The following is a 13336-nucleotide window of genomic DNA, read 5'->3' on the forward strand; positions in this document are numbered from 1 at the left end:
CAGAGCTCAGCCGTTGCTTGTCATGACCACGCAGGAATAGGAGCGTGCCTTTAGGTCCTTGCAGGCCGAAAGCGCCTCTGCCTGAGTGTCGAAGCCGGTGAAGCGGGCGCGGTAGAGTGTTGCGCCGCCGGTTCTGACTGCTTCGGTATAGGGTGCCACACCGGCATGGTCTGAGGATAGTGAATCCTTGGCAGATTTCAGCATGGAGAGGGCGGCGGCTTCCGAGTCGGTTGCGGCGATCTGCACTTCCCAGCGGCTTCTGCCTGGAGGAACGGCGGAGGGGGCTGCGACGGATGTCTGCATCATGTCGGCCATCATGCCATCTGCCGCCGCAATTTGATTGGCGATCGGGTCATGGCGCTCGGCAAACATCGGAAGAGGTACGACGGAGGGTGGCGTGTCGAAGGTGCGGCTGGTGCTGGCGCTGGCGACCAGCTGCTCGGTGTTGCGCGTGCGCGATGCTTTCGGAAGAGTGCGGTCAAGCAGCGCGACGACCTGATTGTCGCGGCGTTGGGCGCTCTGCCCACCCAAGACGACGGCGACGACGCTGCGGCCATTGTGATTGACGGCGCTGACGATGTTGAAACCGGAAGCGTTGGTGTAACCGGTCTTGATGCCGTCGACGCCCTTGTAGCGCGTCAGCAGGCGGTTATGGCCGCGGATCGTCTTGCCGCGAAAGGTGAAGGATGTGGAGCTGAACATCTTGTATTCGCGGGGGAAATCCCGCTGCAGTGCGAGGCCGAGTTTCGCCATGTCACGTGCGGTGGTGACTTGCGATTTGTTCGGCAGGCCGGATGCGTTGCGGAACACGGTCTTCGTCATGCCAAGCTGGCGCGCCTTGCGTGTCATCATGTCGGCAAAGCGGGCCTCGGAGCCGCCGAGATAGTCGCCCATGCCTTCAGCCAGATCATTGGCGGATTTGACGATCATGCCATAGACGGCTTCGCGTACCGTGAAGGTGGTGCCGGCGCGGACATAGAGCTTGGAGGGAATGGTCGCCGCGCCATTCTTCGACATGGTGATGCGCTGATCCCAGGTGATGCGGCCCTTATGCAGCGCCTCGAAGGTCAGATAGAGGGTCATCATCTTGGTCAGCGATGCGGGATATTTCAGCTGATCGGCATTCTGCGAATCCAGCACCTTTCCAGAATTCGCATCGATGACGATATGCGCATAGCGTGCCTGCGCTGGTGCTGCCCCGAAAGTGAGGATCGCGCAGAAAAATGCCAAAGCGAAAAGCCACGCTTCAGCCGTTCCCCGTCTGATCGTACCCGACATGAAATTCCCCTTACTGCCCATCGAATGCGGGTCTGTCCCGAAGCTGCCCGTTCCGCATAAGGTAACGCCGCTTTCGGGCAACAAAACCGTTCAAAGTTTAAAGACTGCCTTCATGCTTAATTAAGTATGAAAATCGACCCCCACTGGTGGCGGGTCAGATTTGGGGCTTGGCGGGCGGATGAAGGGTTTCTGCAGTGCTTCGGACGGCTGTGTCAGGCGGCTCGACACGATAGCAATCACCCGGAAAAGCCATCTGCGAGTGCTGAATTTCCGGGGTCTTTTAGGTGGTCGCCACACAAGGCGGGGCGTCCACACAGCTGGTGGCAGATGCGTTCGGTAGATCAACCGGCGTCCATCTTGAGAGCCGGCTTCAAGCACGTCGCCCTCACGTCATTGTGAGGGCGCAGGAAGGTCGGATCGGTGCGGTTTTGCCGTGATCAGGCGTTCTGAACGAGGATGCTGCGATCGATATCAGTGATCAGACGCTTGCCGCAGAGCGCCATGGTGATGTCCATTTCCTTGCGGATGATCTCAAGTGCTGTCGTCACGCCAAGCTTTCCGTTTGCGCCGAGACCGTAAAGGAAGGGGCGGCCGATATAGGTGCCCTTGGCGCCGAGCGCGATGGCTTTCAGCACGTCTTGGCCGGAACGGATGCCGCCATCCATATGGACTTCGATCCTGTCACCCACGGCATCGACAATCTTCGGCAGCATGGCGATGGAGGAGAGTGCGCCGTCCAACTGACGACCGCCATGGTTGGAGACGATGATGGCATCCGCACCCGTGTCGGCCGCAGCGCGGGCGTCTTCCTCATCGAGAATGCCCTTGAGGATCAGCTTGCCGCCCCAGCGTTCCTTGATCCACTCGACATCTTTCCAGGAGAGGCGCGGGTCGAACTGCTCTGCCGTCCAGGACGAGAGGGAGGAAAGATCGGAGACGTTCTTGGCATGGCCGACAATGTTGCCGAAGCTGCGACGCTTGGTCTGCAGCATGTCGAGGCACCATTTCGGCCGCGTCGCCATTTGCCAGATGTGCTTGGGCGTGAATTTCGGCGGAGCAGAGAGGCCGTTGCGCAGATCCTTGTGGCGCTGGCCGAGGATCTGAAGGTCGAGCGTCAGCACCAGCGCCGAGCACTTGGCGGCCTTTGCCCGGTCGATCAGGTTGTTGATGAAGTCGCGGTCCTTCATCACGTAAAGCTGGAACCAGAAGGGTCGCGAGGTGACGGATGCGACATCCTCGATCGAGCAGATGCTCATGGTCGAGAGCGTGAAGGGAACGCCGAACTCTTCGGCGGCTTTGGCCGCCAGCATCTCACCATCGGCGTGCTGCATGCCGGTGAGGCCCGTTGGAGAGAGTGCCACCGGCATCGAGACCTTCTCGCCAATCATTTGCGTTTCCAGCGAACGATTGGTCATGTCCACCAGCACGCGCTGGCGCAGCTTTATCTTTTGAAAATCGTCCTCATTGGCGCGGTAAGTGCCTTCGGTCCATGCGCCGCTATCGGCATAGTCGAAGAACATTTTCGGCACGCGACGTTGCGCCTGTTTCTTCAGGTCTGCGATGGTGAGGATTTTGCTCATGGATAAAGCCTTCAAATTTGAATGACATTTGGCCATAGCACGGATTTCGGCACCATGTCACCGGAATCGTTGCGCAAGCGGGTAGGAAAGGGTGCTCACCTCGCGTGTTACGCTGCAAGGGCAAAGCAGCATTCATCCGTTCGCGGAATGAAGTTCCAGTTCGACTGCCTTGCCCGCCAGCCGTGCAATGTCCAGCAGGCGCGCGAGGCTTACTCCGTTGCGGGCCATGGCAGAAAGGCCGGCCATGCTTGAGCAGACGAAGTCGGCCAGCCGATCCGCCTTGTCGGGAAATTTTTGGGCGATGTGAGACCGGATGACCTGGCCTGCTGCCGCATAGAACACCCTTGCGGCGTTTCGGGCTTCCTCATCGTCGCAGCGGGTGCTTTCGATCACCAGACACCCCCTGGCCTCGGGATCTGCCGCATACCGCCGCGCGGCATCTTCCATCACCGCCGTCAGGCTTTCGCCGATGGGCCTATCCGACTGCAACAGATCTGGCAGCGGGATAGCGTCGGTCCTGTTGTACTGATCGAGGACCCGCCGGTAGAGACCGAGCTTGCTGCCAAAGGCGGCGTAAAAGCTTGGCGGGTTGATTCCGAGTGCCGCCGTAATCTCCGCGACACCGAGCGCATCGAAGCCGCGCGCGTGGAAGAGATGCTTTGCCGTAGCAACGGCCTCATCAGGATCGAAGCGGCGCGGGCGGCCTCGGGGCCGGATGTTTTTTGTATCGTTCACTACATAATACCTTGACCGGGATACTCTTTGGGTATTTATGTATCGATCATTACGTTAATCTTCAAGGAAGCACAGACCATGTTCGAAGGAAAATCCATTCTGGTGCTTGGCGCGAGCCGTGGCATCGGTGCTGCCATCGTGCGCCGTTTCGCAGCCGATGGCGCAAAGGTCACATTCACCTATGGCGCCTCCAAAGATGCGGCGGAGAGCCTCGCCGGCGAAACGGGAAGCACCGCGATCCAGGCCGATAGCGCTAACAGAGATGCGGTTATCAAGGTTGTGCGCGAGAGCGGCCCTCTGGATATCCTCATCGTCAATTCCGGCATCGCCATCTTCGGGGATGCCCTCGACCAGGACCCGGATGCAATCGATCGTCTTTTCCAGATCAACATCCAGACGCCCTATCACGCATCGGTCGAGGCGGCGCGGCAGATGCCGGAAGGCGGGCGCATCATCGTCATCGGCTCGGTGAATGGCGACCGGATGCCGGTGCCTGGCATGGCGTCCTATGCGGTCAGCAAGTCGGCGCTGCAGGGACTGGCAAGAGGGCTTGCGCGTGACTTCGGGCCCCGTGGCATCACCATCAATGTCGTGCAGCCCGGCCCCATCGATACCGACGCCAACCCTGAAAGCGGGCCGATGAAGGATCTGATGCACAGCTTCATGGCGATCAAGCGCCATGGCCGCCCGGAGGAAGTGGCTGGCATGGTGGCCTGGCTTTCCGGCCCGGAAGCGGGCTTCGTGACCGGTGCGATGCACACGATCGACGGCGCCTTCGGAGCCTGATGTGAACAGGGCGGAGGGAGCCGGCTTCCTTCGCCTTTCCTACGGGATAAGAGCCACCAGCCGCGCTCAGCTTATGCGCTCGGCTGGGATTTCACCACGTCGATAAAGGCGCGCAGCGGTGGCGGAACCGATCGATGGCCGGGATAATAGAGCGCCATTCTCTCAGGCGCATGCATCCAGGACGTGAGCACCGGTTTCACTTGGCCGGCAGCGATCGCGGGTTCGGCAATCCAGCTTACGACATAAGCGATCCCCAGACCACTTGCGGCAGCCTCGATCATCAGATCCTCGTCATCCAGCACCACGGTTCCGCCCGTCTCGACGGTAAGTTCTTGCCCAGCGCGCTCGAACTCCCATTTGTAAAGCTTGCCGCTCGGCAGGCGGTGGCCTATGCAGCGATGTTGAGTGAGATCGTGCGGCGTCGGCGGTTCTCCGGCGCGCTCGAGATAGGCGGGTGAGGCGACGCAGAGAAAGTGCACGGGCTTGCCGAAAGGGACGGCGACCATGTCCTTCGGGATGGCCTCCATCAGGCGAACACCGGCGTCGAAGCCGGCGGATACGATATCGATCAACCGGCCATCCGCCACAAGATCGACGTTGACATCCGGATACCGCTCCGTCATCAGCGGCAGGATTTCCCGCACAAGATAGGCGATGGTGACACGCGGCGCGTTGATCCTCACTCGCCCCGCCACATTGCCGCGAAAGGCAGCCGTGGCATCGAGCGCCTCATCCAATGAATTCATCACCTTGTGCAGCCGATTGAGCAGTGAAAGTCCCGCTTCCGTGGGCGAGACGCTGCGGGTCGTCCGGTTGAGCAACCGCACGCCAAGGCGTTCCTCGAGCGCGCGCACGGTGTGGCTCAAGGTGGACGGTGCAGTTCCAAGCTCGTCCGCTGCGCGACGAAAGCTGCGATGGGTGGCGACGGCCATGAAGGCGGTGAGTTCGGTCAGGGATGGACGCATGATTGATGGGAATTTTGCATGAGCGCATCCCAACTTCAACGTCTAATCGCATCAATGCGTCATTGCTATCTCTCCACCAGCCGAGGTGAACGATCCCGGCCGATTAAAGGAGAAGCACATGACAAAATCAGAAGCAATTTTCCCGGCCCGCCGTCAGGCACTTTACGACATGCACCGCTATTCCGCCGCCATCCGCTCCGGCGATCTTCTGTTCATTTCCGGACAGGTTGGCGCGCGCGAGGATGGATCGCCCGAGCCAGATTTTGGGAAGCAGGTTGAACTGGCCTTCGACAATCTTCAGGCGGTGTTGGAGGCCGCCGGCGGCACGTTTGAGGGCATCATTGACGTGACGACGTTCCATACCGATCCGGAACAGCAATTCGAGGCGGTGCTTACCGTCAAAGACAAGATCTTTGCGGAGGCGCCCTATCCGAACTGGACTGCGGTCGGCGTAAACTGGCTTGCCGGTTTCGACTTCGAAATCAAGGTGATCGCACGTCTTTCTCGAGCATGAAGTGGCAGATCAATGGCTCAGTTGGGCCTCAATTGCAGTCTTGTCGATCACGGACCAGACAGAGACGATCTGCAGATCGCGGAACTCATAGAAGACGTTTTCGGCGAAGGAAATGCGCCGCCCGTTGATGGGAAGTCCGAGGAACATGGATTTCGGCGAGCAGTCGAATTCCAGCCTTGCCGCGATGAAGGGCGGATCGCAGGCAAGGAGTCCGATCTTGAAGGAAAGATCCGGAATCGTCTCGAAGTCGTTGATCAACATGCTCCTGTAGCCATCAAGCCCGAAGCTCCGGCCGTTATGCGTCACGTCGGAGGCAACGAATGTCCCGAGATCATCCCAGCGTTGGTCGTTGAGGCACGCAATGTAGGCGCGATAGTGATCTGCGAGCTGTGTCATTCAAACCGGTCCTTGCTGTTGAAACGGAGTGTCCCTTCATCTGAAGTCGGATTCGCTGCAGGAGTTCCGCTTATCGCTAAATCAGAAATTCAAAATCGATAAACTCCGGACTTCAAGCGGATGGTGTTCCCGATCCCGATAGAGCTGCCGTCAAGAAAACCACGGTGACAAAAAGCAGAACAGGCGGCCCAAGGCCGCCTGTTCGCATATGTTTCGCTGGAGACTTCTTGTCTTAAAACTCTTCCCAGCTGGCCGAAGCGGCTGTTGCCGCTGCAGCACCGCCACCGCCAAACGCGCTGGCGACCTTACGACCAAGGGCATGAGCAGGGGAGGCGGCAGGCTTGGAGGCGCTTGTGGCGGCTTTGGGTGTGCCTGCTACCGGTGCTGCCGTGCTGCGGTTCCAACCAGCCGTTTCACCAAGATTGAAGCGAGACAGCAGCTGGTTCAGCGATGCCGCTTCTTTGGCAAGGCTGTGGCTGGCCGCGGTGGATTGCTCGACCATCGCCGCATTCTGCTGCGTTCCCTGGTCCATCGAGTTGACGGCCGTGTTGATCTCCTGGAGTCCGGTTGACTGTTCGCGCGAGGATTCGACGATCGCATTGACGTGGCGGTTGATCTCCTGAACTTCACCGACAATGACTTCAAGCGCGCGGCCGGTTTCGTCGACGAGTTCCACGCCTGAGCGAACATGCGTTCCGGAATTGGTGATGAGTTCCTTAATTTCCTTAGCGGCCTTTGCCGAGCGCTGCGCCAGTTCACGCACTTCCTGTGCAACGACCGCGAAGCCCTTGCCGGCTTCACCCGCGCGTGCGGCCTCGACGCCTGCATTTAGCGCCAGAAGGTTGGTCTGGAAGGCGATCTCATCGATGACGGAGATGATGTTGGTAATCTCTCCCGATGAGCGCTCGATTTCCTGCATGGCGGTGACGGCCTTGCGGACGACATCACCGGATCTTTCCGCGCCGTGACGCGCCTTGTCCACCAGCTTGCCGACTTCTTCCGCACGTCTGCTGGAGTCTTTCACCGTTGTGGTGATTTCTTCCAAAGCGGCGGCGGTCTCTTCGACGGAAGCTGCCTGCTGTTCGGTACGCTTGGAGAGATCGTCTGCCGCGGCACGGATTTCATTGGCACCGGCATCGATGCCCCTGGCGTTTTGTCCGACGGCCCTCAGCGCATCGTTCAGGTTTTCGACAGAACTGTTGAAGTTGGTGCGCAGTGTATCGAGATGAGAGACGAACGGCGTGTCGATCCGGTTGGCAACGTCGCCTGCTGCAAGCTTGTTCAGCGCGGTTGCCAGTTGATCGACGGCGAACTGAATGTCCGCCACGTCTTTGGCCTTCTGCGCCTCACGTTCTGCGCGTTCCTTTTCCGTCAGGCTGAGATTGGCTGCGGCCTCTTTCTCCATCCGCATCTTGTCGAGCGCGTTGTCGCGGAAGACGGAAACGGCCTTGGCCATCTGGCCGACTTCGTCGTGGCGCTCCTGGCCCTCCACGGGGGCTTGCGTTTCACCATCGGCCAGCGAAATCATGCGCTGGCGCAGATTTGCGATCGGGGTCGTTATGCCTCTTGCGGCAACAATCAGCGATGCGATGATGCCGATGGCGAATGCTAAGCCGGCAAGGGAAAGCGACCAGAAGATCGTGACATCCGTCTCTGCGCTAAGAGCTTTGCTTCTCGTTGCTACCTCATTCAATTCCTGTGTCAGGAATTTAGATGCCTCGTCAGCCAGCGGGATGAGCAAGTCATCAGCTTTCGCCAGCTCTGCTTTTGCTTGCGCATCTTGATCCGCGGCACCCAGTTTGACCGCTTGGTCGGTAATGGCAACGACGGCTTTCGCCTGAGCAGTGATTGCATCGATGGCAGCCTGCTCCCCTGGCAGCCCTTCGCGCGCGGCTGCGAGCCGGTCGAATATTTTCGTTTTGCTCTCATTGTAGAAAGCAATGGCCTTCTGCATGCCTGCACTATCCCGATCGTAAACGAGAATCTGGTAGGCGGCATAGGCTGTGGCCGTCAGGTTTCTGTTCGCACGGGCCATCGCGGTTGCCCCTGTGGTGTCCTTCGAAATAAAGGTTGAGTAGGTGTTGTCGGCGCGCTTGTAATTGTAGGACATGTAGAGCGTGGCGCTCATCCCAACAGCGCACAGAGGCAGCACAAGAGACAACACTTTTGTGCGAATGCTGGCATTCTTCAGAAATGACATAGATCTTCCGTTCCGATCAAAAATGCCTGTACGACGCAGGGGCAGCACTTTTGGAACCGGGAACCGGTGCCACTGCAGGGATTAAGGCAGATAGACTCTCCACATGACAAAGGGTCCTAGCCATCATGGCGACCATTCTTTGTCTGTTACAACGTAAGACAATATAGTTTAAATGAAGTGAATAATTATAAGCATTGATTAATATTAATGAATAATTATGCAACTATTAGTATTATGTCTGTTTTTTACTTACTGCGCAGCTTTTGACGCGCTGCCTGCCACATAGGTCTCAACCACAGTTCTGTCGTCACCCATCGTCAACATCAGGAACAGTTCTTCTGTCAGCGATGTGACCACTTCCATCTTCAGTGCCATGGCAGGTGTGGAGGAAGCGTTGAGGACGGTGATGTCGGCATCGGTTCCGGCATCAAGCGTGCCGATCTTGTCCACCATGGACAGGGCTTCAGCATTGCCGCGGGTCATCAGATACCAGCTTTCCAGCGGGTTCAACCGCTTGCCGAGCAATTGCTGGATCTTGTAGGCCTCATCCATCGTGCGCAGCATGGAGTAGCTGGAGCCGCCGCCAATATCGGTCGCGACCGCAATGCGCACCGGCTTTTCACGCCGTTGCAGCTTCTTCATCGGGAAAAGACCGGAGCCGATAAAGAGGTTGGAGGTTGGGCAGTGGACGGCGACAGCGCCCGTCTCCGACAGAACGTCCGCTTCGCGATCGGACAGATGAATGGCGTGGCCAAGCAACGTCTTGGTGCCCATCAGGCCGTAGCGCACGTAAATGTCAGTGTAGTCGATCGCTTCCGGGTAGAGTTCGCACGTATATTTGATCTCGTCGAGATTTTCCGAAAGATGCGTCTGGATGAAGAGATCGGGAAACTCCTGCGCCAAGGCCTGGGCGGCTTCCATCTGCTTCGGCGTGGAGGTGATGGCAAAGCGCGGGGTGATGGCGACATGGTTGCGGCCCTTGCCATGCCAGTCGGCAATCACCTGGCGCGTCTCGTCATAGCCGAGTTCCGGCGTATCCAGGAGCCCTTGCGGCGCATTGCGGTCCATCATCACCTTGCCGCCGACCATCAGCATGTTACGCTTCAGGGCTTCGGCAAAGAAGGCATCGGCAGACGTCTTGTGGACGGAGCAATAGGCGACCGCCGTGGTGGTGCCGTGGCGGATCAGTTCGTCGTAGAAATGCGTTGCGATACGCTGAGCATGCGCGCTTTCGACAAAACGGCACTCCTCCGGGAACGTATAGGTGTTCAGCCATTCCAGAAGGTTTGCGGCATAGGAGCCGATCACCTGCATTTGCGGGAAATGCAGATGCATATCGATAAGGCCCGGTACGATGAGGTGAGGGCGGTGATCCTTCTCCGTCACCCCTTCGGGTGCCTGGGCACGAATATCGGTATACTCACCGATCGCTGCGATCTTTCCCTCGGAGACCAGCAATCCGCCATCCTCGATATAGAGATAGCTTGCGGTGTCGTCGATGGAGAAGGGGGCGCGCTTGAAGCTCAAAAGGCGTCCGCGCAGCAGCAGCATGCTCATTCAGTCTTTCCTTCAGAAACGGCGCTTTCATACCATGCGGTCAGCACCTTGCGTTCCTGTGGCGTGATCGCCGTAATGTTGCCGGGGGGCATGGCATGGGAGCGGCCCGCCTGTAAATAGATTTCCCGCGCATGGGCGGCAATTTGGGCATCGGTCTCAAGCTTCACAGCCTTCGGCGTAAAGGGAACGCCCTCCCATACCGGCTCGGCGGCGTGGCACATGGAACAGCGACCCTGGACCACGTCACGAGCGCTGGCGAAATGCGCGTCTGTGAGGAAGATCTGCTGGGCAGGCGATAGTTTTGCCGCAGCGGCCTCCTGCTCGCCCGTCAGTACTTTCGGCACGGTGGAGAGCCACATGATGAGGATGAAAATGATGGCAGTGACAAGCCATGTCCATGTCGGCTTGCCCTTGCGGGCATGGGTGGTGTTGAACCAGTGACGGATCGTCACGCCCATGAGGAGGACCAGCGCTGCAATGACCCAGTTGAACTGCGTGGCGAAGGCCAGCGGATAATGGTTCGACAGCATGAAGAAGATGACGGGTAGCGTCAGATAGTTGTTGTGAAGCGAACGCTGCTTGGCGATGCGGCCATATTTCGGGTCCGGCGTGCGCCCCGCGATCAGGTCTGCGACAACAATCTTCTGGTTGGGGATGATGATGAAGAAGACGTTGGCCGACATGATGGTGGCGGTGAAAGCGCCAAGATGCAGGAAGGCGGCGCGGCCGGTAAAGACCTGCGTATAGCCCCAGGCCATCGCAACCAGCGCCACATAAAGCACGATCATCAGGCCCCAGGTGTTGTTGCCGAGCGGCGATTTGCAGAGGAAATCGTAAAACAGCCAACCGACGGCAAGCGAGGCGAGCGACAGGCCGATCGCCTGCAGCTGCGTCAACTCCAGCACCGAATGATCGATGAGGAAGAGATCGGCACCGCCGTAATAGACGATACAGAGCATGGCAAAGCCGGAGAGCCAGGTGGCGTAGCTTTCCCATTTGAACCAGGTGAGATGTTCCGGCATCTGCGCGGGTGCGACCAGATATTTCTGGATGTGATAGAAGCCGCCGCCATGCACCTGCCACTCCTCGCCATAGGCGCCCGGTGGCATGTTCGGGCGTTTGACCAGCCCGAGATCGAGCGCGATGAAGTAGAAGGAAGAGCCGATCCAGGCAATGGCGGTGATCACGTGCAGCCAGCGAACGGCAAAGGCCATCCATTCCCACGCAATGGCGTATTCGTACATTCTGTTCCCCTGTCTTTGCATCGCACAATGCGAAAAATCGTTGTGCGATGGAAGAGGCAATGCGGTGTTTTGCGCAGGAATGTCGTGCGGTTTAGGCAGGTCGTCTCATCCGTCAAACAGCATCTGCAAATTCCGAGAGGATCCAATCCCTGAAGATCTTGATCTTCGGCACATTGCGGCGGCTTTCCGGATAGACCAGCCAATAGTCGTGTCCATCGTTGCAGACGAGATCGAAAGGCTGGATCAGTCGTCCGGCGGCCATATCCTCGGCAAAATGGGTGGGGTTGACGATGGCGACGCCATGTCCTGCCATGGCAGCCGCGGCTTCGAGATACTGAAAGCCAAAGCTGCTGCCGGTACGGCTGTCGAGATCGGTGTCCGGCACGCCGGCTTCACGGAACCAGTGCTTCCACCACCGGTCCTGCGGGCTGATGATGGTGAGCTTCAGGAGGTCGGCTGGCTCTTTCAAGCCACCCATCTTTTCCACAAGAATCGGACTAACGACGGGCGCAAAATCCAGGCGCATGATGCGGTGACAGATCAGCCCCGGCCAGTTACCCTTGCCCCAGCGAATGCCGACATCGATGTTTTCGCGCAAGAGATCGACGATCTCGTTGCTGAGTGCAAGGTGAACGGCCGTCTTGGGATTGGCCTCCTGAAAACTGCCAAGCCGCCGCGCGAGCCATTGCTGAGCAAAGGTCGGCGTGGCGGAGATGGTCAGCACGTCGGAGACGCTTTTGCGAGTATCGGCAACGGCTGTTTCCAGCATGGTCAGAGCTTCGGAGGTCTGCCGCGCCAGCTTCTCCGCCGCCGAAGTGAGCGTGACCTGCCGCGGGCGGCGCACGAAGAGCGTGGCGCCCACATAGTCCTCCAAGAGCTTGATCTGGTAGCTCACGGCTGTCTGCGTCATGCCAAGCTCGTCGCCCGCCTTGGTGAAGCTCAAATGCCGCGCCGCGCTTTCGAACACGCGCAGCGCGTTTAATGGGACGTTTCTCGACATCTTCATGGATAAGCTCTCTTCATCTATACCCTCTGACGTTTCATTGGCTATCAGCGATAAAATCAAGCAAATTCTCCTCACAGCATCAAAACATCTGAGGAGACACAGCAATGGGTGCCATGGCGTTAAACGCCTGGCTGCGCATATTCGCGTGGCTATGGAACACAGATTGGTTCGGAGAAGGATATAAGCCGTCGGACACGCTTCACGATGAAGAGTTGAGCGACCATCTGAAGCGGGATCTCGGCTTCATCGAGGGGCGGAACCGGATTGGGCCGGAGCCCGTGCAACAAAGCGATGAATTGCGTGAAGCACTTCGGACGTCACCAAGGCCGCTATGATGGCGGGGCGTTTGTCTTTGACGAGCGTGCCGCCGATGGGCAGTACGAGATTGTCGAGCGTGCCATAATGCCCCTCGCGGGCGAGCCAGTTGGCGAAGGTGGCGCGCTTGGTCTTTGATCCGATCATGCCGACATAGGCGAGGTCGTCCCTTGCTAAAGCTTCCTTGGCGATCAGGAAGTCCAGCGCGTGATCATGGGTGACGATGATTGCCGCGCCGCCTGCAGGAATGTTGCTTACCATCGCTTCCGGGATCGCCGTCAGATGTGTCGAGACGGTGCCGGGGAGCCCCACCAACTCTTCTCGGCGGGTCTCAACGACTGAGACTGTGAGGGGCAAAAGCGACAGGCTGTTTGCCAGTGCCTTGCCCACATGGCCGGCACCGAAGATGAAAACGGCCGGTTGTTGATCCTCGGCCTTTCGCATGCGCGTGATCAGCGCATCAGCTACCGAGTCCGTCACCTTGATAAAGCGCAGAAGGGTTCGTCCGCCGCAGCACTGGCCAATTTCCGGGCCGAGCGGAATGGCCAGGTTATCTATTTCCGTCCTGCCATCCAGCATGGCACGGGCGTGATCGATCGCCATATATTCGAACTGCCCACCGCCGATCGTTTCCCAGATGCGGGTGGCCGACACCAGCATGAAGGTCCCGGCCTCGCGCGGTGACGAGCCCTTGACGGCTTCGATCTCCACGAGGATCGCAGGCCCTTCGGAGAGGAAGGCGATCAGTGTTTGGCTCACG

12 protein-coding genes are annotated in these 13336 nt (G+C 58.7%); 2 read left to right on the top strand and 10 right to left on the bottom strand.

Features of this window, described 5'->3' with window-relative positions; all coding sequences use genetic code 11:
* Window positions 1–6: 6 nt before the first annotated feature.
* The 3 genes from ACTJK5_RS02195 to ACTJK5_RS02205 all read right to left on the bottom strand — a co-directional run bounded on the left by ACTJK5_RS02195 (window position 7) and on the right by ACTJK5_RS02205 (window position 3593).
* A complete protein-coding gene (locus tag ACTJK5_RS02195) occupies window positions 7–1278 on the bottom strand; it encodes a serine hydrolase (protein ID WP_440611744.1) in 1272 nt (423 codons plus the stop codon).
* 437 nt (window positions 1279–1715) lie between these two features.
* Window positions 1716–2858 (bottom strand): alpha-hydroxy acid oxidase, encoded by a 1143-nt coding sequence (locus ACTJK5_RS02200; protein WP_062440115.1) that lies wholly within the window; start codon window positions 2856–2858, stop codon window positions 1716–1718.
* A gap of 132 nt (window positions 2859–2990) precedes the next feature.
* On the bottom strand, window positions 2991–3593 hold the full coding sequence (locus tag ACTJK5_RS02205; RefSeq protein ID WP_312808505.1) for a TetR/AcrR family transcriptional regulator: 603 nt from the start codon (window positions 3591–3593) through the stop codon (window positions 2991–2993).
* Window positions 3594–3671: 78 nt separating this feature from the next.
* Here ACTJK5_RS02205 and bdcA point away from each other — a divergent pair, with 78 nt between their 5' ends.
* Window positions 3672–4379: an SDR family oxidoreductase gene (gene bdcA / locus ACTJK5_RS02210; protein WP_440611745.1), complete on the top strand. Its 708-nt coding sequence runs from the start codon at window positions 3672–3674 to the stop codon at window positions 4377–4379.
* A gap of 71 nt (window positions 4380–4450) precedes the next feature.
* On the opposite strand, the gene ACTJK5_RS02215 is transcribed toward bdcA, so the two are convergent.
* Window positions 4451–5347, bottom strand: coding sequence for a LysR family transcriptional regulator (locus tag ACTJK5_RS02215; RefSeq protein ID WP_440612551.1), 897 nt, complete (start codon window positions 5345–5347; stop codon window positions 4451–4453).
* 115 nt (window positions 5348–5462) lie between these two features.
* On the opposite strand from ACTJK5_RS02215, the gene ACTJK5_RS02220 reads away from it, so the two are divergent.
* Window positions 5463–5858 carry a RidA family protein gene (locus ACTJK5_RS02220; RefSeq protein ID WP_440611746.1) on the top strand — a complete coding sequence of 132 codons (396 nt, stop codon included), beginning with the start codon at window positions 5463–5465 and terminating at the stop codon, window positions 5856–5858.
* Window positions 5859–5867: 9 nt separating this feature from the next.
* Here the strand turns inward: ACTJK5_RS02220 and ACTJK5_RS02225 are convergent, their stop codons facing one another.
* The 6 genes from ACTJK5_RS02225 to xdhC all read right to left on the bottom strand — a co-directional run bounded on the left by ACTJK5_RS02225 (window position 5868) and on the right by xdhC (window position 13335).
* Entirely contained in the window at window positions 5868–6254 is a 387-nt protein-coding gene (locus tag ACTJK5_RS02225; protein ID WP_440611747.1) for an ester cyclase, read from the bottom strand.
* Window positions 6255–6486: 232 nt separating this feature from the next.
* Window positions 6487–8454, bottom strand: a complete 1968-nt coding sequence (locus ACTJK5_RS02230; RefSeq protein ID WP_440611748.1) for a methyl-accepting chemotaxis protein — start codon at window positions 8452–8454, stop codon at window positions 6487–6489.
* Between the two features lie 249 nt (window positions 8455–8703).
* The gene (gene guaD, locus ACTJK5_RS02235) at window positions 8704–10011 is read right to left on the bottom strand and encodes a guanine deaminase (RefSeq protein ID WP_440611749.1); all 1308 of its coding nucleotides are present in this window, start codon (window positions 10009–10011) and stop codon (window positions 8704–8706) included.
* A complete protein-coding gene (gene puuD, locus ACTJK5_RS02240) occupies window positions 10008–11255 on the bottom strand; it encodes a urate hydroxylase PuuD (protein ID WP_440611750.1) in 1248 nt (415 codons plus the stop codon). The genes guaD and puuD overlap by 4 nt, the downstream gene beginning before the upstream one ends.
* Window positions 11256–11367: 112 nt before the next feature.
* Entirely contained in the window at window positions 11368–12261 is an 894-nt protein-coding gene (locus tag ACTJK5_RS02245) for a LysR substrate-binding domain-containing protein (RefSeq protein ID WP_440611751.1), read from the bottom strand.
* A 243-nt stretch (window positions 12262–12504) separates the two neighbouring features.
* Entirely contained in the window at window positions 12505–13335 is an 831-nt protein-coding gene (gene xdhC / locus ACTJK5_RS02250; RefSeq protein WP_162741914.1) for a xanthine dehydrogenase accessory protein XdhC, read from the bottom strand.
* Window position 13336 lies beyond the last annotated feature (1 nt).

Origin of the sequence: Agrobacterium sp. 22094 (assembly GCF_052046015.1) — a bacterium.
GTDB classification, from domain to species: domain Bacteria; phylum Pseudomonadota; class Alphaproteobacteria; order Rhizobiales; family Rhizobiaceae; genus Agrobacterium; species Agrobacterium cavarae.